The sequence below is a fragment of the Arthrobacter sp. C152 genome (assembly GCF_054890965.1).
This window is the reverse complement of the sequence record NZ_JBTZSU010000001.1, coordinates 148,308-166,619: the sequence shown is the minus strand read 5'-3', so window position 1 is coordinate 166,619 and position 18,312 is coordinate 148,308. Positions and strand designations below refer to the sequence as shown.

14 protein-coding genes are annotated in these 18,312 nt (G+C 69.6%); 11 read left to right on the top strand and 3 right to left on the bottom strand.

Annotation, left to right across the window (positions count from 1 at the left end):
• Positions 1-131 precede the first annotated feature (131 nt).
• From ACYSM9_RS00720 to ACYSM9_RS00710, 3 genes are read left to right on the top strand one after another with little or no spacing between them, the layout of a single operon-like run.
• Positions 132-1,607, top strand: a complete 1,476-nt coding sequence (locus ACYSM9_RS00720) for an MFS transporter (RefSeq protein ID WP_461855061.1) — start codon at positions 132-134, stop codon at positions 1,605-1,607.
• A 1-nt stretch (position 1,608) separates the two neighbouring features.
• Positions 1,609-3,813 (top strand): molybdopterin oxidoreductase family protein, encoded by a 2,205-nt coding sequence (locus ACYSM9_RS00715; RefSeq protein ID WP_461855060.1) that lies wholly within the window; start codon positions 1,609-1,611, stop codon positions 3,811-3,813.
• Complete coding sequence (locus ACYSM9_RS00710) at positions 3,810-5,369, top strand: FAD-dependent oxidoreductase (RefSeq protein WP_461855059.1); 1,560 nt, start codon at positions 3,810-3,812, stop codon at positions 5,367-5,369. Before ACYSM9_RS00715 ends, ACYSM9_RS00710 begins: the two co-directional genes overlap by 4 nt.
• 88 nt (positions 5,370-5,457) lie before the next feature.
• On the opposite strand, the gene ACYSM9_RS00705 is transcribed toward ACYSM9_RS00710, so the two are convergent.
• Positions 5,458-6,873, bottom strand: a complete 1,416-nt coding sequence (locus ACYSM9_RS00705) for an NAD(P)H-quinone dehydrogenase (protein ID WP_461855058.1) — start codon at positions 6,871-6,873, stop codon at positions 5,458-5,460.
• A 103-nt stretch (positions 6,874-6,976) separates the two neighbouring features.
• On the opposite strand from ACYSM9_RS00705, the gene ACYSM9_RS00700 reads away from it, so the two are divergent.
• Positions 6,977-7,795 carry a purine-nucleoside phosphorylase gene (locus tag ACYSM9_RS00700; protein ID WP_461855057.1) on the top strand — a complete coding sequence of 273 codons (819 nt, stop codon included), beginning with the start codon at positions 6,977-6,979 and terminating at the stop codon, positions 7,793-7,795.
• A 59-nt stretch (positions 7,796-7,854) separates the two neighbouring features.
• On the top strand, positions 7,855-9,615 hold the full coding sequence (locus ACYSM9_RS00695) for a phospho-sugar mutase (protein ID WP_461855056.1): 1,761 nt from the start codon (positions 7,855-7,857) through the stop codon (positions 9,613-9,615).
• A gap of 61 nt (positions 9,616-9,676) precedes the next feature.
• Here the strand turns inward: ACYSM9_RS00695 and nirD are convergent, their stop codons facing one another.
• Entirely contained in the window at positions 9,677-10,057 is a 381-nt protein-coding gene (gene nirD / locus ACYSM9_RS00690) for a nitrite reductase small subunit NirD (protein WP_461855055.1), read from the bottom strand.
• A gap of 271 nt (positions 10,058-10,328) precedes the next feature.
• On the opposite strand from nirD, the gene nirB reads away from it, so the two are divergent.
• The 6 genes from nirB (at position 10,329) to ACYSM9_RS00660 (ending at position 17,412) form a co-directional block, all read left to right on the top strand.
• Entirely contained in the window at positions 10,329-12,971 is a 2,643-nt protein-coding gene (gene nirB, locus ACYSM9_RS00685; RefSeq protein ID WP_461855054.1) for a nitrite reductase large subunit NirB, read from the top strand.
• Positions 12,972-12,973: 2 nt separating this feature from the next.
• Entirely contained in the window at positions 12,974-14,008 is a 1,035-nt protein-coding gene (cobA, locus tag ACYSM9_RS00680; RefSeq protein ID WP_461855053.1) for a uroporphyrinogen-III C-methyltransferase, read from the top strand.
• A gap of 14 nt (positions 14,009-14,022) precedes the next feature.
• Positions 14,023-15,186 (top strand): uroporphyrinogen-III synthase, encoded by a 1,164-nt coding sequence (locus tag ACYSM9_RS00675; protein ID WP_461855052.1) that lies wholly within the window; start codon positions 14,023-14,025, stop codon positions 15,184-15,186.
• A gap of 214 nt (positions 15,187-15,400) precedes the next feature.
• Complete coding sequence (locus ACYSM9_RS00670; protein ID WP_461855051.1) at positions 15,401-16,279, top strand: FAD-dependent oxidoreductase; 879 nt, start codon at positions 15,401-15,403, stop codon at positions 16,277-16,279.
• A gap of 97 nt (positions 16,280-16,376) precedes the next feature.
• Positions 16,377-17,096, top strand: coding sequence for a deoxyribose-phosphate aldolase (gene deoC / locus ACYSM9_RS00665; protein ID WP_461855050.1), 720 nt, complete (start codon positions 16,377-16,379; stop codon positions 17,094-17,096).
• A 52-nt stretch (positions 17,097-17,148) separates the two neighbouring features.
• Positions 17,149-17,412 carry a hypothetical protein gene (locus ACYSM9_RS00660; RefSeq protein WP_461855049.1) on the top strand — a complete coding sequence of 88 codons (264 nt, stop codon included), beginning with the start codon at positions 17,149-17,151 and terminating at the stop codon, positions 17,410-17,412.
• An 84-nt stretch (positions 17,413-17,496) separates the two neighbouring features.
• Here the strand turns inward: ACYSM9_RS00660 and ACYSM9_RS00655 are convergent, their stop codons facing one another.
• The gene (locus tag ACYSM9_RS00655) at positions 17,497-18,309 is read right to left on the bottom strand and encodes a metal-dependent hydrolase (protein WP_461855201.1); all 813 of its coding nucleotides are present in this window, start codon (positions 18,307-18,309) and stop codon (positions 17,497-17,499) included.
• Between the last annotated feature and the right edge of the window lie 3 nt (positions 18,310-18,312).

Sequence of the window (18,312 nt, the reverse complement as noted above, 5' to 3'; positions counted from 1 at the left end):
CCTCACCGGGCCTCACGCCCATTGTGAGGACCGGATAGGCAAAAGTCACAGCGCTGAAACAAACATCGACAGTCCTCGAAACGCGCCGTACCTACCGTTGAGGAACAACATCCCCCCAAAGGAGGTAACCCGTGACTGTTGACCGCACCGTTGATGCCGCCCCTGGCAACTCCCTTGACCTCGATGACGCCACAGGGCCCGCAGCCGTTGCCGCATCAGCCAGCGCACAGCCCGGCTCTACCCGCACCACAGCCGCCCCCGTCCTTGAATTCCGCCCCGGCCGCTGGATCGCCAACTGGGATGCCGAGAACAAGGAACAGTGGGAAACCGCCGGCCGCTCCATTGCACGCCGCAACCTGAACTGGTCCATCTTCGCCGAGTTCCTCGGCTTCGTCGTCTGGCAGCTCTGGTCCATCGTGGTGGTCCAGTTGCCCGCGGCCGGTTTCACGTTCTCCACCTCGGAAATCTTCTGGCTCATCTCGATGCCCAGCCTGGTGGGCGCCACCCTGCGCATCCCCTATACCTTCATGGTCCCCCGCTTCGGCGGCCGGAACTGGACCATCGTCTCCGCCCTGCTCCTGCTGATCCCCTCCACGGGCCTGGCGCTGTGCGTCTCCAACCCGGAAACGCCGTTCGGCGTCATGCTCCTGGTGGCCGCCCTTGCAGGCTTCGGCGGCGGCAACTTTGCCAGCTCCATGGCCAACATCACCTTCTTCTACCCGGCGCGGGAGAAGGGCTGGGCGCTGGGACTGAACGCCGCCGGCGGCAACCTCGGCGCCGCCGTCGCACAGCTCGCCGTGCCCATCGTCATCACCCTGCTGGCCGCCGGCACCGTCAACCTGCCGATGGCAGGCTGGATGTGGGTCCCGTTCATCCTGCTGGCCGCCTTCGGCGCCTTCAAGTACATGAACAACCTGACCAGCGCCAAGGGTGACGTGGCCGGCTCGGTGGCCGCCCTCAAGGAACCGCACCTGTGGGTCATGGCCCTGCTGTACATCGGCACCTTCGGCTCGTTCATCGGCTTCGCCGGCGTCTTTCCCAAGCTGATCAAGGACTACTTCCCGGCGTTCTCGTCCATTGCGGTCGGAACTGTGGCCCTGTCGCTGGCGTTCCTTGGCCCCCTGGTCGGCTCGCTGGCCCGCCCCTACGGCGGACGCATGGCGGACCGGATGGGCGGCGCCCGGATGACGGTGGCGGCCTTCGCCTCCATGGCCGTCATTACGCTGACCATGATCTGGACGCTGCCGCTGAAGAACTTCTGGCTCTTCCTGGTGCTGTTCCTGATGCTGTTCACCGCCAGCGGCTTCGGCAACGGGGCAACCTACCGGATGATCCCGGTCATCTTCGCCACCTCCAGCCGTGCCGCCCGCGCTGGGGCCAGCTCACAGGCCACCCAGCGGCTGGCGTCCTCGGCCCTCGGACTCATCTCCGCGATCGGCGCCTACGGCGGATTCGTCATCCCCCAGGTGCTCAACGCCTCCAACGCCGCCAGCGGCTCCTACACCCCGGCCTTCTACGGCTTCGTCGGCGCCTACGCCCTGATGCTCGTGGTCTGCTGGGCCTGCTACCTCCGCAAGGCCAACCGAAATGCGATGGGACACGTCTAACATGACCACAAGCGCCGACACGCACTGCCCTTACTGCGCCCTGCAGTGCGCCATGACGCTGACGTCCCCCGCGGACCCGGCCCCGGCTTCCCAGCCGGGGCCGGGCCCCGCGCCCGTTCTGCCGGAACCCGTCCGGGCACCGCTTGAGGTCAGCCCGCGCGACTTTCCCACCAACCGCGGCGGCCTGTGCCGCAAGGGCTGGACTTCCGCCAGCCTCCTGAACCACGCGGGCAGGATCACCGAACCGCTGCTGAAGGGTCCCGACGGCGTGCACCGCCCCGTCAGCTGGGACACCGCCCTGGACCTGGCCGCCGCCGCGGTCAGGGACGCGCGCGCCCGCCACGGCGCGGACGCCGTCGGGGTTTTTGGCGGCGGCGGGCTCACCAACGAGAAGGCCTACCAGCTGGGCAAGTTCGCCCGGCTGGCCCTGGGCACCTCCCGCATCGACTACAACGGCCGGTTCTGCATGTCCTCCGCCGCCGCGGCCGGCATGCGCGCCTTCGGCGTGGACCGTGGCCTGCCCTTCCCGGTGGAAGCCCTGGACTCCGCCAGCACCATCCTGATGCTGGGCTCCAACGTGGCCGAAACCATGCCTCCCTTCGTGCAGCACCTGCAGGGTGCCCGGGACGCCGGCGGCCTCATCGTCGTGGACCCGCGCCGCTCCGCCACGGCGGCCTTCACCGCCGACGGCGGCGGCCTGCACCTGCAGCCCCTCCCCGGCACCGACCTCACGTTGCTGCTGGGACTCTCGCACGTGGTCATCCACGAGCACCTGGCCGACACCGCCTTCATCCACGAACGCACGTCGGGCTACAGCGCCGTCGCCCGGAGCGTCAACGCGTTCTGGCCGGAACGGGTCCAGTCCCTCACCGGCGTCCCCGCCGACCTGATCCGGGAAACCGCCCGCAGGCTGGCCGCCGGTGCCCGCGCCGGCGGCAGCTACATCCTCACCGGCCGCGGCGTGGAGCAGCACGTGGACGGCACCGATACCGCCACCGCCGCCATCAACCTCAGCCTCCTGCTGGGCCTGCCGGGCTCGGCCCGCAGCGGGTACGGCACCCTCACCGGGCAGGGCAACGGCCAGGGCGGCCGCGAACACGGCCAGAAGGCAGACCAGCTCCCCGGCTACCGGAAGATCACCGACCCCGCCGCCCGCGCCCACGTGGCCGCCGTGTGGGGCGTCGCCGAGGAGCTGATCCCTGGGCCGGGCCTGCCCGCCGTGCAGCTGCTGCAGTCACTCGGAAAGCCCGACGGCGTCCGGTGCCTTTTCGTCCACGCCTCCAACATCGCGGTGGCCGCCCCGGATGCCAACGCCGTCATCGCGGGTCTGCGCAGCCTTGACTTCCTGGTGGTCTGCGACTTCTTCCTGTCCGAGACCGCAGCCGAGGCGGACCTCATCCTGCCGGTGCTGCAGTGGGCCGAGGAGGAAGGCACCCTGACCAACCTTGAAGGACGCGTCCTGCGGCGCCGGCGGGCCCTCACCCCGCCAGCAGGTGCCCGCAGCGAACTGTGGATCATGGCGCGGCTGGCGGAGCGGCTGGACGCCCCCTCCACCTACAGCGAAGACCCGGAGACGGTCTTCGAGGAACTGCGGCTCGCCTCCGCCGGCGGCCTGGCCGACTACTCCGGCATCGACTACGCCATGCTGGACCGTGGCGACGCCGCGTACTGGCCCTACCCCTCCGGCAGCACCGGAACCCCGCGGCTGTTCCAGGACGGCTTCGCGCACCCGGACGGCAAGGCGGTCATGGTCCCGGTGGCGCCCCGCCGCCGTCGTACGCCCGGCACGAACGCCGCCGATCCCGCGGCGAAAGCGATGACGCTCATCACCGGCCGGCTCCTGGAGCACTACCAGTCCGGAGCCCAGACCCGGCGCGTCGCTGAACTCCTGGCCACCCGGCCCGAGGCGACGGTCCAGGTCCATCCCTCGGCCGCGGAGGCATTGGGCATCACGGCCGGAGCGCTGGTGTCCGTTGCGAACGAACGCGGCGAGGTGGTGTGCCGGGCCGAACTGAGCAACGCCATCCGCCCTGAAACAGTCTTCCTGCCCTTCCACTTCCCGGAACTCGAAAGCGCCAACCGCCTCACGGAGGCCGCCACCGATCCGGTCTCCGGGATGCCCGAATTCAAGTTCAATACCGTGTGGGTCCGCCCCGTGGCCCCACCCGTTTCCGCCCGCATGCTTCAAACGACGGAGGCCTCATGACCGAGCAGATTGTCATCGTGGGATTCGGCCCGGTGGCCGCCAGGCTGGTGGACGAGCTCCTGCCTGCCGTGCGGGGCGGGACCGTCCGCCTCACCGTCCTCGGCGAGGAACCCGAGGCCGCGTACAACCGCGTCCTCGTCGCCGACCTCGGCGTGGGCCGCACCACCGCGGACGCCCTCGCCCTGGCCGACGCCGCCGCCCTTGCCGCGGACGGCGTGGATGTCCGCCTCGGTGTCCGCGTGCGGCGCGTGGACCGGGCCCGGCAGCAGGTCCTGCTCTCCGAAGGGGAGCCCGTGCACTACGACCGGCTGGTCTTCGCCACCGGCTCGCGCCCCGTCATCCCCAACCTCACCGGCATCAACCCGGACCCCTCCTCCCCCGTGCTGCCCGCCGGCGTCACGGCGCTGCGCGACCTGCGCGACGCCGACGTCCTCCGCCAGGCCGTGGCCGGCGGCAAGCGCGTGGTGGTGCTCGGCGGCGGTGTCCTGGGCCTGGAAACCGCGCTGGCGGCGGCCGAGGAAGGGGCCACCGTCACCGTGGTGCACAACGGGCCGTACCCGCTCGGCCGGAACATCGACAGGGGCGGCGGAGCCGTCCTGGCCGCCGGGCTGCGCCGCTCCGGCGTCCGGATGGCAGGCAACGCCCGTTCCACGGGGGTTGAGCACAACGCGCCCGACGGCGGTTTCTCGGCGCTGCTGCTCGACGACGGGTCCGCGATTGACGGCGACCTCCTGGTCATCTCGTGCGGCGTCCGTCCCCGGACCGAGCTCGCTGAGGGATGCGGGCTGTCCACGGGCGCCGGGATCCTGGTGGACCACCACCTGCGGGCGCACCACGAGCCGCACATCTTCGCCATCGGCGACTGCGCCGAGGTGCGCTGCCCCGACCCCGGATGCCCCACCTGCCGCACCGCGAAAGGTCCTTCGGGACTGGTGGGGCCGGGATGGCGGCAGGCCGAATGGCTGGCCGAATACCTGACGCTCCTGGCCTCGGACCTGGCCGGGGATGCCGGGCTGCTTCCGGAGTTGCCGGCCGAACAGCCCGGCGTGATCGTCCTGAAGGCGCGCGGCCTGAACATGGCCGTGGCCGGGGACAACAGCGCCGATCCCTGGGACGAGGAAGCCCTAACCGCGGGGGCGGCAAACGGCCGGCCCCGCCTGCAGGTCTCGCAGTGGGCCGACCCGGAGCACGGCCGCTACGTCAAGATGACCACCCGCGGGGGCGTCCTGGAAGGCCTGGTGGCCGTGGGCATGCCCCGCACCGCCGCAGAACTGGTGGGGCTTTTCGAACGCGGCGCCGAACTGCCCGCGGACCGGTCGCTGCTCCTTCGCCTCGACGGGCCCGACCAGCTGGCGGCGGCCGCCACCGATCCCGCCGGCACGGTGTGCCGGTGCGCCGGAGTCAGCGGCAGCACCATCCAGGGGGCGGTGGAGGAAGGCTGTTCCACGGTGGCGGAGGTGTCCAAGGCCACCCGCGCGGGAACGGGCTGCGGCGGCTGCCACGAGGACATCAAGGGCCTGATCGAACGCCACTTTCAGGCGGTAGCGGCCGCCTGAGCCGGGAACGGGACCGTCAGGCGGCGGGCCCACCCATCCTGGGCGCCGCGGGACCGTCAGCGGCGGGCGCACCCTGCGTCCGGGACGGCTACATGTGCACGTGCAGCCGGCGGGCGGCCTCGGAGATGGATCCGGTCAGCGACGGGTAGACCGTGAAGGTGCTGGCGACGTCGTCCACGTGGAGCTTCTGCTTCACGGCGATGGCGATCGGGAAGATCAGCTCGGAGGCGTTCGGGCCCACCACCACGCCGCCGATCACCGTGCCGGAGCCTTTCCGCGCAAAAATCTTGACGAACCCGTCCTTGGCGTTGCGCATCTTGGCGCGGGCGTTGCTGCGCAGCGAGAGCTTGATGACATCGCCCTGGTACTTGCCCGCATCAATCTCGGCCTCGGACACGCCCACGTTCGCGATCTCGGGCGAGGTGAAGATGTTCGATGCCACCTGGTGGAGCTTGAGCGGGGTCACGACGTCGCCCATGAAGTGCGCGACGGCGATGCGGCCCTGCATGGCGGCCACGGACGCGAGCGGCAGGACGCCGGTGCAGTCGCCGGCGGCGTAGATGTTCGGGGCGGTGGTGCGGGAGACGCCGTCGACCTTGATGTGGCCGCTGTCGCTGACGGCGACGCCGGCCTCTTCGAGGCCGATGCCGGCCGTGTTGGGGATGGAACCGAGGCAGAGCAGGCAGTGGCTGCCCGTCACCTTGGTGCCGTCGCCCAGGGTCACCAGCACGCCGTCGCCGGTCCGTTCCACGGTCTGGGCCCGGGAGCGGGACAGTACCCGGACGCCGCGGCGTTCAAAGACTTCCTCGAGGACGACGGCGGCATCAACGTCGGAGCCCGGCAGGACACGGTCGCGGCTTGAGATCAGGGTAACTTTGGAGCCGAGGCCGTTGTAGGCGGAGGCGAATTCGGCGCCGGTCACGCCGGAGCCCACCACGATGAGTTCTTCGGGGAGTTCGTCCAGGTTGTAGATCTGGGTCCAGTTCAGGATGCGCTCACCGTCCGGGCGGGCGGTTTCCAGCTCGCGCGGGTGCGCGCCGACGGCCAGCAGGATGGTGTCCGCTTCGACCGTCTCCGTGCCGTCCACGGTGATCACTTCGATGGTGTGGTTGTCCAGCAGCCGGCCGGAGCCGGCGATGATCCGCACGCCCTGCTTATCCAGGGCGTCGCGGATGTCCTGGGACTGGCTGCGGGCCAGGTTGAGCAGGCGGTCGTTGATGTGCTTGAGGTCGGCGCGCATCACGGGCACAAAGTCGCCGTCGTCGACGTCGAACTTCACTCCCAGCTCCCCCGCCTCGGCGACGCGGGTCATCAGGTCAGCCGTGGCAATGAGGGTCTTGGAGGGGACAACGTCGGTCAGCACCGCGGATCCGCCCAGGCCTGCACGTTCGATGATGGTGACCGTCGCCCCGAGCGAGGCAGCCACCATTGCGGCTTCGTATCCGCCAGGGCCACCTCCAAGGATTGCGATCCGGGGTGAGCTGAAATCTGGATGCGTAGTCACAGTCACCCATTCTGGTCCATCTGCCGCCTGACCACCAAGAAAACCGGCTGTTCCCACAGCCTGCCGTGACGGGGGCAACAAGGCGGCAAGATACCTTGTACTCGTGAGTACAACAGACTTCCTGAACACGGACCCGTTCGCTGCCGCCCGCGCCGCCGCCGACTACATCGCCGAGGAAACGGGGGTGGACCGGCACGATACCGCCCTGGTGCTCGGCTCCGGCTGGGGCGAGGCGGCCGACCTCATCGGCGACACCACCGCCACGTTGTCCGCCGAGGAAGTCCCCGGCTTCCACGCACCGGCCGTCGAGGGCCACGTCGGCACCATCCGTTCGGTCCTGACCAGGGCGGGAAAGCGGGCACTGGTCCTCGGGGCCAGAACCCACTACTACGAGGGCAAGGGCGTGCGGGCGGTGGTCCACGGCATCCGCGCCGCGGCGGCCGCCGGGTGCGGCACCCTGGTCCTTACCAACGGCTGCGGCGGCCTCAATGAAGCATGGGTCCCCGGCACCCCGGTACTGATCCGGGATCACATCAACCTCACCGCCGCCTCCCCGCTGGAGGGTGCCACCTTCGTTGACCTGACAGATCTGTACTCCCCGCGGATCCGCGGCCTGGCCCGCGAGGTGGACCCCACCCTGGACGAAGGCGTGTACGCGCAGTTCCCCGGCCCGCACTACGAGACGCCGGCAGAGGTGCAGTACGCCAAGCGGATCGGGGCCGACCTGATCGGCATGTCGACGGCCCTGGAAGCAATCGCCGGCCGGCACGCGGGCATGGAAGTGTTCGGGATTTCGCTGGTGACCAACCTCGCGGCGGGGATCAGCCCGCAGCCGCTCAGCCACCAGGAAGTCATCGAGTCCGGCCAGGCGGCGGGGCCCCGGATTTCCCGGCTGCTCGCGGACATCATCGCCAGGCTCTAGCCTCCGGCAGGGGCCCGGGTTGCAGGTGCCGGGCGGGTAATGACGATAGCGTTATGCCCATGACGTCTTCCGAAGCCGATGTTCGCCTGCTCGACGAAGCCCGGGATTGGGCCGCCCAAGACCCGGATCCGGTAACGGAAGCTTCACTGCTCGAACTCATCCGGCTCGCCGGCGGGGGCGACCCTGCGGCCCGCCAGGAGCTGGAGGACAGCTTCCGCGGCACCCTCCAGTTCGGCACCGCCGGGCTCCGCGCGGCGCTGGGCCCCGGGCCGAACCGGATGAACCGCGTGGTGGTCCGCCGCGCGGCGGCGGGCCTGGCCGCTTTCCTGCTCGACGCCGTCGCCAAGGCCGCCCCCGGCACCCGGCCGCGCGCCGTCGTCGGGTACGACGCCCGGCACAACTCGGACATCTTCGCCGCCGAGACCGCCGCCATCTTCACCGCGGCAGGAATCGAAGCGTTCCTGCTTCCGGAACCACTGCCAACCCCCATCCTGGCCTACGCGGTCCGCGCCTTGGACTGCGACGGCGGAGTGATGGTCACTGCAAGCCACAACCCGCCGCAGGACAACGGCTACAAGGTCTACCTTGGCCGGCACGCCGTGGGTGCCGACGGGGACGGGGCACAGATTGTGGCCCCGTACGACGCGGACATCGCCGCCCGGATCGGCGCAGTGGGCCCCGTGGAAGCCATTCCCCTCGCAACGGAGGGCTGGACCGTCCTGGACGCCTCGCTGGCTGCCGGCTACCGGCAGGCGACGGCGGACCTGGCCAGGGCGGACCTCTTCCCGGCACGCGACCTGCGCGTTGTCCTCACCCCGCTGCACGGCGTGGGCGGTGGAACAGCGGTGGACGTCCTGAAAGCGGCAGGTTTCACGGACCTCACCATGGTGGCCGAGCAGGCCGCACCGGACCCTGATTTCCCCACGGTGAGCTTCCCGAATCCGGAAGAGCCCGGGGCGCTGGACCTTGCCCTGGAGACGGCCGCGCGGCTTGACGCCGACATTGTCATTGCCAACGACCCCGACGCGGACAGGGCAGCCGTTGCGGCGAAGGACCCGGACACCGGGGCGTGGCGGATGCTCCGCGGCGACGAGGTGGGCTCACTGCTGGGCGCCCACATCGCGGCGAGGCTCACTGCAGCTGCCGCCGGGGCCACCGGCTCCGAGACGGACAACGCGAAGGGTGTGTTCGCCAATTCGATCGTGTCGTCCCGGCTGCTGGCCCGGATTGCCGCGGCTTCCGGCTTCGCCCACGCCGAAACGCTGACCGGGTTCAAGTGGATCTCGCGGGTGCCGGGGCTGGTCTACGGCTATGAGGAGGCGCTGGGGTACTGCGTGGCGCCGGACCTGGTCAAGGACAAGGACGGCATCTCGGCCGCGGTGCTGATCGCCGAACTGGCTGCGGCGGCAAAGGCGGAGGGCAGGACGGTCTTCGACACCCTGGACGAGCTCTACCTGCAGCACGGCGTGCACGCCAGCGACCAGCTAAGCATCAGGGTCGCCGACCTGGGGCTGCTGGACGCCATGATGAACCGGCTGCGGGTGTCCCCGCCGGAATCGTTCGGATCCTCGGCCGTGGAAGTCTTCACCGACCTTGCCGAAGGCAGCGACCAGCTCCCGCCAACCGACGGGCTCCTCTACACCACCCGCAACCTGACCCGGGTGATCATCCGGCCCAGCGGCACCGAGCCCAAACTCAAGTGCTACCTGGAGGTCATCGAGCACGCCGCGTCCGCCGCGGAACTGCCCGCCGCCCGCCAGGCCGCGCGGGCCGCGCTGGACGAGGTCCGCCGCGACGTCAGTGAGGCGCTGGGCCTGTAGATCCGGGCTTAAACACTGAAAGGGGCGCCTGTCGGCGCCCCTTTTCGGTGTCCGGTGGGAGTTAGAGCTCCACCTCGACGAAACCGTCCGCGATGCGGGTGCGGAACGCCTCAAGGCGAAGGCCGGGGGTGGTGAAGCATTCCCCGGTTTCCAGGTCGTAGACCTCTTTGTGCAACGGCGAGGCGATGGTGGGCCGGGTGCCCTTGGAGCCCAGGATTCCGCGGGCCATCACGTGCGCGCCGGTGGCGGGATCCTGGTGCGCCACGGCGAATACCTCGCCGGGGCCGGTGCGGAAGAGCGCAACCTGGCGGCCTTCCACCAGGGCGGCTTCTCCCCATGCGGGCTCAAGGTCCTCCACCGCGCACACACGGTGCCAGCCGGTTTCGAGTCCGGCGAGGTCTGATTCGGCGGCGAGCGCCCCAAGTTCCAGTGTTGCCGTCATGTCCGGCTCCTTTCCCTGTGCCTGTTTCCTGTGCCTGTTGTCCTGGCGGTGGCTGCCTTTGCGGCCGTATCCCACGCTAGGCTCCGGGTGTTTCAAGAGGGTGCGGCGAATGTGTCCGGCGGGTAAAAGAGACCTAACGCCGCCCGAAATGCGTTCGTGATGCAGAAGTTAAGTTGGCGAAACAATTGGGAAACTGAGGCGAAACTGCCCCTCCCTAGGCTGGATGCACAAGCTGCAGAGCACCGTCTGCGGCCCATGCGAAAGGCCCACAGTGACCGAACAGACTTCAAGCACAGAGACTCCGCGCCGCATCGTCGTCGCCGGCGGCGGCCCCGCGGCCCACCGTTTTGCGGACGCCATGCATGCCCGCGGCCTCGACGGCTGGCATGTCACGGTCCTCACCGAGGAAGCCCACCTCCCCTACGACCGCGTCGCGCTGTCCAAGGCCCTGACCGACACCGGCGTGGACCTCACCCTGGGAACGGCCTCCATGTGGGAGCACGGGTCGCTGGCCCTGAAAACCGGCGAACGCGTGGTGAAGATCAACGCTGACGCCAAGACGGTGGAAACCGCCGCAGGAAACGCATACGAGTACGACGAACTGGTGGTTGCCACCGGTTCGGACGCCATGCGCCTGCCGCTCCCCGGCGCCGAGCACGCCCACGTGTACCGCACCCTCGAGGACGTCTGGGCCATCAACAAGGCCATCGCCGACCTCACCGAAAAGCTTGGCCGCAAGATCAACGCCGTCACCATCGGCGGCGGCCTCCTGGGCCTCGAATCGGCCGCCGGCACCGAGCAGCTCGGCGCCACCCCCGTGGTCATCAACGGTGCCCCCTGGCTGATGAACACCCAGCTGGACGAGGGCGCCGGCCAGGCGTTGGGCCGCCTGATCGAGGCGAAGGGCTTCGAGGTCCACGGCGGTGTCTTCCCCTCAGAGATTCTGACGGACGACGACGGCCAGGTCACCGGGGTGCTGATGGCGGACGAACGCGTCATCGACGCCGACCTCGTGATCGTGGCCATCGGCGTCAAGCCCCGCGACGAACTCTTCCGCGCCGCCGAGGGCGAAGAACAGGTGTTCAGCCTGGGCCCCCGCGGCGGCGTGGTCATCAACGACTACTGCGCCACCGAAGTGCCCGGCATCTGGGCCATCGGCGAAGTGGCCAACTTCGGCGGCATGTGCCTGGGCCTGGTAGCCCCCGCCAACACCATGGCCGAGATCGTGGCCGACCGGCTCCACGGCGGCGACGCCACCTTCCCGGGCTTCGACACCGCCACCAAGCTGAAGCTCTCCGGCGTCGACGTGGCCAGCTTCGGTGATGCCTTCGCCAGGACCGAGCACTCCCTCGAAATCGTCTACGCCGACCCCGCCCGGGGCGTCTACCAGAAAATCGTCACCACCGACGACGCCAAGACCCTCCTGGGCGGCATCTTCGTCGGCGACGCGTCACCGTACATGAGCCTGCGCCCGCTCCTGGGCCGCGAACTTCCCGCAGAGCCCGGCGCGTTCCTCAGCGCCGCAGGCGGCGGCGAAGCCCCCGAAACCGAGCTCCCGGACGACGCCACCCTCTGCTCCTGCAACAACGTCACCGCCGGGACCATCCGCGACGCCATCAACGGCTGCGGCGCCTGCGAGGGCAACGCACCGGTCCAGGAGCTCGGCGAGCTGAAGGGCTGCACCCGCGCCGGAACCCAGTGCGGTTCCTGCGTTCCGATGCTGAAGAAGCTGCTGGAAACCGAGCTGACCAAGTCCGGCGTCGAGGTCTCCAAGGCCCTCTGCGAGCACATCGAACTGTCCCGCCAGGAGCTGTTCGACGCCATCCGCGTCCTGGAACTGACCTCCTTCGAGGAGATCATGGCCAAGTACGGCACCGGTGCCGGCTGCGACATCTGCAAGCCCACCATCGCCAACATTCTGGCCAGCCAGAACAGCGCCTACGTCCTGGACGCCGGCCGCGGCACCCTGCAGGACACCAACGACCGCGCCCTGGCCAACATGCAGAAGGACGGCACCTACTCGGTGGTGCCGCGCATCGCCGGCGGTGAGATCACCCCCAAGAAGCTCGGCGTCATCGCCGCCGTCGCCGAAAAGTACGGCCTGTACACGAAGATCACCGGCGGCCAGCGGATCGACATGTTCGGCGCCCGCCTGGAGCAGCTGCCCGAGATCTGGAAGGAACTGGTGGACGCCGGCTTCGAATCCGGCCAGGCCTACGGCAAGAGCCTGCGCACGGTGAAGTCCTGCGTCGGCTCCACCTGGTGCCGGTTCGGTGTCCAGGACTCGGTGGCCATGGCCATCCAGCTGGAACTGCGCTACCGCGGCCTGCGCAGCCCGCACAAGCTCAAAATGGGCGTCTCCGGCTGCGCCCGCGAATGCGCGGAGGCCCGCGGCAAGGACGTCGGCGTCATCGCCACCGCCGACGGCTGGAACCTGTACGTCGGCGGAAACGGCGGTGCCACCCCGGCCCACGCCCAGCTGCTGGCCAAAGACCTGGATGACGAGACGCTGATCAAGTACATCGACCGCTACTTCATGTACTACATCCGCACCGCCGACCGGCTCCAGCGCACCGCCCGGTGGCAGGAAGAGCTCGACGGCGGCATCAAGCACGTCGAGGACGTGGTGGTCAAGGACACCCTGGGCATCGCCGCCGACCTCGAGGCCGCCATGGCCAAGCACGTGGACACCTACGTCGACGAATGGGCCGACACGCTGAAGGACCCCGAGCGTCTCCGCCGGTTCCGTTCGTTCGTCAATGCCCCCGACCAGAAGGACGACTCCATCACCTTTGTCCCGGACGAGCGCGGCCAGATGCGCCCCGCCACCGCCGAGGAAAAGGGCAAAGTGCTGATCGGGGCTTCCATCCCGGTCCGCTCCAGCTCGCAGGAATCCAACGGGAACGAGGCATAGCCATGCAGCTCAGTATCGACATCACCGGCCGGGACGTCCTGGTCACCGGCACGGACACTGCCGCGCGGCAGGCCGTGCGCCGCTACGAAGCCGCGGGCGCCGTCGTGCACCGCCTCAGCACCCCGCGTGGAGCCGCCCATGACGGCCCCCTGCCGGAGAAGCCGTTCCTGGTGGCGGCGGTCGACGACGGACAGCCCGGCTGGGCCGGGCTCCTGGAACGCTGCCGTGCCGCGGGCATCCCCGTCGCCGCCGAGCCGGCCGCCGGCCCCGCAGGGCACGTCACCCTGGTGGGCGGCGGCCCCGGCACCACGGACCTCCTCACCGTCGCCGCCGTCAAGGCGCTCCGCGACGCCGACGTGGTTTTCTATGACCGGCTCGCCCCCTTCCAGGACCTGCCCACGCTCACCACCGCCGAGCTGGTTGACGTCGGAAAGAAGCCCGGGCACCACAAGGTGGGCCAGTCGGACATCGAAAAGCTCATGGTGGAAAGCGCACTGGCCGGCAACAACGTGGTCCGCCTCAAGGGCGGCGACCCGTACGTCTTCGGCCGCGGCGGCGAGGAAGTCGCCGCCTGCGTGGCCGCCGGCCTCAAGGTGCAGGTGGTGTCCGGGGTGACCAGCGCCATTTCTGTGCCCGCCGCCGCCGGGATCCCGGTGACCCACCGGGAAGTCAGCCACATGTTCACGGTGGTCTCGGGGCACGCCCCGCTGACCGAGAAGGAGCACCAGCACCTGGCGGGGCTGGGCGGCACCATCGTGGTCCTGATGGGCATCGGCACGCTCCACCAGCTCGCCGCGGGGCTCCGCCGCGCCGGGATGCGCCCGGACATGCCCATGGCCGTGGTGGAGCGGGGCTACCGGCCCGGCCAGCGCACCACCATCGCCGATCTCGGCACCATCACGTCCGCCGCCGCCGGCTGCAGCAACCCGGCCGTACTGGTCATCGGCGAGGTGGTACGGGTGGCTGAAGCCAACCAGGGCCATGCCGGGGCCGCCGCCGACCTGGACCGGCTGGCGGCCTCGCTGCTGGGATCATGAAAGGATTGACCCCCATGACAGCACTTGCACCGGTTGAACGGACGCAGCCCGAACCAACGCAGGCGGAAGTTGCCCCCGACGCCGCGGAGTCCCCGCTCGAGGGGTTCCGCATCGGTGTGACCTCGGACCGGCGCTCCCGCGACCTGATCGAGGCGCTGGAGCGCCGCGGCGCCGAAGTGCTCCACGCGCCTGCCCTCAAGATCGCCCCCGTCCAGGAGGACATGCGCCTCATCGAGGACACCCGGGCGATCATCGCCGCGAAGCCGGATCTCTGCATCGCCACCACCGCCTACGGCATGCGCCGCTGGTGCGAGGCCGCCGATTCGTTCGGCATCGGCGACGAACTGCTCGAAACGCTGGGCAGCACCCGGATGTTCGTCCGCGGGCCCAAAGCCCGCGGCGCCGTGCGCGCGGCCGGCCTTGCCGACGTCGGCATCAGCAGTGACGAAACCACCTCGACGCTGGTGGACATGCTGCTTGCCGAAGGGGTCCGCGGCAAGACCGTCGCCATGCAGCTGCACGGCTACACCGACGTCCGCCAGATCGAGCGCCTGCGGATGTCCGGCGCCACCGTCCTCACCGTCACCCCGTACCGCTGGGTCAAGCCCGACGGCGAGGACAAGCTCCCCCGGCTGATCGAGGCTGCCTGCAGCGGCAACCTGGATGTCCTGACTTTCACCAGCGCCCCCGCCGTCGACGCGATGTGGAGCACCGCCCACGAGATGGGCCTGTACAAGCAGCTGGTGGAAAGCCTGAAACTGAACGTCACCACCGCGGTGGTGGGCCCCGTGACGGCCCAGCCGCTGCTGGATGCCGGCATCACGCCGCTCATCCCCGAACGGTTCCGCATGGGCGCGCTCATCCGCCTGGTGTGCGAGCACCTGGCCCTGAACCACGTCCGCCGCCTGGACACCCGCACCGGAAGCATCGAGCTGCGCGGCCGCAGCCTGCGCATCGACGGCCAGCAGGTGGAACTCGCGCCCGCTCCCCTGCTGCTCCTGCGCGCCCTGCTCGGCGCCGGCGGCGCGGTCCTGTCCCGCGAATCCCTGTCGGACCTGCTGGAACTGCGCGGATCCGTGCACGCCCTGGACATGACGGTAAGCCGGCTCCGGTCCTCGCTGCCGGACGGCAAGCTCATCGAGACGGTGGTCAAGCGCGGCTACCGGATCCGCGTCTAGGGCAGGCCGGTTGGCAATTTAACGGCCCGAATGTGTCGGCCGCCGGCGGGATGAGAGGTGGGTCACGGGTTCTGTTACCGGCCGGTAAAAACTGGCGAACAGGGGCCCGCCGAACAGCAATGGACGGGTAACACAACCGAAAAAGCAGGCCCCTACGCTGGGTTCCATCACGAAGTTCCGGCCGGTTTCCGGCCGCCAGCGAAAGGGCCAGCACATGTCCGCTCCGGCACCCTCCTCCTCCTCCGCCACCCGCATCGTCATCGCCGGGGCCGGCCCCGCCGCGCAGGCCCTGGTGGCGCAACTGGCCCGCGCACAGTTCGCCGGCAGCATCACGGTCCTGAGCAACCGCGACGACGCACCGGAGGAACTGCTGGAGCTGGCCATGCTGCCCCGGGTTTCCGTGCGGTTCGGCCAGCCCGCCAGCGACATAGACGCCGCCGAACGCACCGTGGCCACGGCCGACGGCTTGGAGTTCGGCTACGACCAGCTGGTCATCGCCACCGGGTCCGCCCCCGTGGCCAGCCCTGTCCAGGGCGCATCGCAGTGCTTGAACTACTCAACGATCGACGACGCACCCCGCATCGCCGAGGCCGTCCAGGAGGTCGCCAAGGAGCTTGGCCGCCGGCCGCTGGGCATCCTGGTGGGTACCGGGGCAGCAGCCGGCCAGGCCGAAGCGGTGCTCCGTGCCAAGGGCGTGCGGCCCATCCGCACTACGGCCCGGCCCGCCGCCGTCGTGCCCGGAAAATCAGTTGCGGGGCTGTCCGCGTCCGCGGTGGTTTTCGAGGACGGCAGCAGCATGAGCGGCGACGTGGTGGTCCTGGCCGAGGAACGGGTGGCCCTGGACGGCCTCGCCGCGACGGCCGGGCTGGCAACGGCAGGCAGCGGCGGCATCGTCATCAGCCAGGATTACCGCACGTCCGTCCCCGGCATCTGGGCGATCGGTGACGCGGCAGCGTTCGACGGCGTCCGGCTGGGGCTCCTGGTGGCGGCGGCTTCAGCCGCGGGTGCCTGCGCAACGGAACTGCTGGCCGCTGTTTCGGCTCCGCACGCCACCGCGTCCTCCGGCGCGGAGCCGCTGCGGGCGGCTGCCTGAGCGCCCGCCGCCGGGGGGCGGTGCTGCTGTGACAAGATGGTTCCCGAAACGAGTCAAGGACATCGCCGGGCCCACAAGGCCCCTCGGGAGGACCATCATGAGCAACGAAGCCACCCCTTCGCCCCAGGCAGCCACTGCCGCCGGCCCCGCGGACATTGCCGGCTACATCGACCACACGCTGCTCAAGCCGGAGGCGTCCGAGGCTGACGTGCTGAAGGTCTGCGCCGAGGCTGCGGAATACGGGTTCAAGTCCGTCTGCGTCAACCCCGTCTGGGTCAAGACCGCCACCACCGCCCTCAAAGGTTCGGGCGTCCTCACCTGCTCCGTGGTGGGCTTCCCCCTGGGCGCCACGCCCACCGACGTCAAGGCGTTCGAGGCCCGCGGCGCCGTGCTGGACGGCGCCGCGGAAGTGGACATGGTCATCAACATCGCCGCGGCCAGGGCCGACGACAAAGGCGCCCTGGTGGAGGACATCGCCGCGGTGGCGGAGGCCGTCCACGGCGGCGGCGCCATCCTGAAGGTGATTATCGAAACAGCGCTGCTCTCGGACGCGCAAAAGGTGCTGGCCTGCCAGGCAGCCGTGGAGGCCGGGGCCGACTTCGTGAAGACCTCCACGGGGTTCAACGGCGGCGGCGCCACCGTGGAGGACGTGGCACTGATGCGCAGGGCCGTGGGCCCGGACGTGGGCGTCAAGGCGTCCGGCGGAGTGCGTTCCCTCGCTGACGCTCAGGCTATGATTGCTGCAGGTGCAACACGAATTGGCGCCAGTTCCGGGATTGCCATCGTCAAGGGTGAACAGGGTTCAGCCGCTTACTGACCAGAACCGGAATCTGCCACAGATTGAGCCCCGCGGGGCTGAGGAGGAACACATGTCCAGCCAGGTTAATGCGTCCAGCCACGACTCCACGTCGAACCAGGGCTACGTCCGGACCCCGCAGAACGAGAACAAGCTTTCCGGCAGCATTGTCCTCTTCGTCATCCACATGGCCATCTTCCTGGGTTCCATCTACTCGCTGTCTTTCCTGTCCCTGGGCAACCCGTGGCCGATGGCCGTTTGCCTGGGCCTGTTTGCCCTCGCATTCTGGATCCCGCAGACCCTCCTGGGCCGCTCGGACTCCGCAGGCGAGCACTAAAGCCCTCAGCAACAGCGTGAAAGACCCGGACACTGCGGTGTCCGGGTCTTTTGCTGTCTGCCGCCTGCCCCTGGAACGCCGCCCCTAGAACCAGAGCCGCAGCCAGGCGCCGGCAGCAGCGGCCACCCGCGGCCAGTGGGACTGCGCCACGCCCCACCCGGCCATGCACAGGCCCACCATGGCGTAGGCGCTGACCGGGATCAGCACCAGCCATTCCCGTTTTGAGCCGGCACGGCCCAGCAGGGGAACCGACAACGCGCCGTTGGGCCGCCACACGTTCCGCAGCAGCGGCACTCTGCGCAGCATCTTCGGCGGCTTGACCACCAGCGGCCAGAGCAACGGCACTCCCCCGGTGGTGATGAGGTCGCCGGCGATGTGCACCACCACGCCGATCAGCATCGACGTCGGCAGCCACGTCCACTGCCCCGGTGCGTAGACGGTCACCAGGCCGGCCATGACGAGGGCGAAGATCCAGTTGGAGATGAACCCGCTCTTGGGAAAGAGCTTCAGGGCCTTGGCGGCAATGTTGATCAGGAACATGCACAGCAGCCCCGCGCCCACGGAGAGCCTGCCCCAGGCGGTGTCCATGTGGACCTGGGATGCCAGGCCGGCAAGGAAGACGAAAGCCGCCGCGCCAAGGATGGAGTGGGTTCCCTGCCGGTGGCCGCCGCTGGCGTTTTCAATGCCGCGCGCAATGACGTTCGACAGCGGGGGCAGCGAATGGGCCACGGTGCTGGAGCGGTGGTCCCAGTCGCATACCAGCGCTGTCCCCGCTGTGGCCATGCCGCCGATGAGGATTCCGGTGGGGTCCAGCGGATACCAGCCCAGGGTGTACGGGCCCGTCGAGGCAACAGCTACCCACGCCGCGGCCCCGGACGCGGCGTGGTGTCCTCCCATCAC

What these genes read in the sequence shown, in the direction of transcription:
- ACYSM9_RS00715 (WP_461855060.1), top strand. Translation starts at nt 1,609, where the DNA reads ATGACCACAAGCGCCGACACGCACTGCCCTTACTGCGCCCTGCAGTGC.
- ACYSM9_RS00710 (WP_461855059.1), top strand. Translation starts at nt 3,810, where the DNA reads ATGACCGAGCAGATTGTCATCGTGGGATTCGGCCCGGTGGCCGCCAGG.
- ACYSM9_RS00695 (WP_461855056.1), top strand. Translation starts at nt 7,855, where the DNA reads ATGACGTCTTCCGAAGCCGATGTTCGCCTGCTCGACGAAGCCCGGGAT.
- nirD (WP_461855055.1), bottom strand. Translation starts at nt 10,057, where the DNA reads ATGACGGCAACACTGGAACTTGGGGCGCTCGCCGCCGAATCAGACCTC.
- cobA (WP_461855053.1), top strand. Translation starts at nt 12,974, where the DNA reads ATGCAGCTCAGTATCGACATCACCGGCCGGGACGTCCTGGTCACCGGC.
- ACYSM9_RS00675 (WP_461855052.1), top strand. Translation starts at nt 14,023, where the DNA reads ATGACAGCACTTGCACCGGTTGAACGGACGCAGCCCGAACCAACGCAG.
- ACYSM9_RS00670 (WP_461855051.1), top strand. Translation starts at nt 15,401, where the DNA reads ATGTCCGCTCCGGCACCCTCCTCCTCCTCCGCCACCCGCATCGTCATC.
- deoC (WP_461855050.1), top strand. Translation starts at nt 16,377, where the DNA reads ATGAGCAACGAAGCCACCCCTTCGCCCCAGGCAGCCACTGCCGCCGGC.
- ACYSM9_RS00660 (WP_461855049.1), top strand. Translation starts at nt 17,149, where the DNA reads ATGTCCAGCCAGGTTAATGCGTCCAGCCACGACTCCACGTCGAACCAG.
- ACYSM9_RS00655 (WP_461855201.1), bottom strand. Translation starts at nt 18,309, where the DNA reads ATGGGAGGACACCACGCCGCGTCCGGGGCCGCGGCGTGGGTAGCTGTT.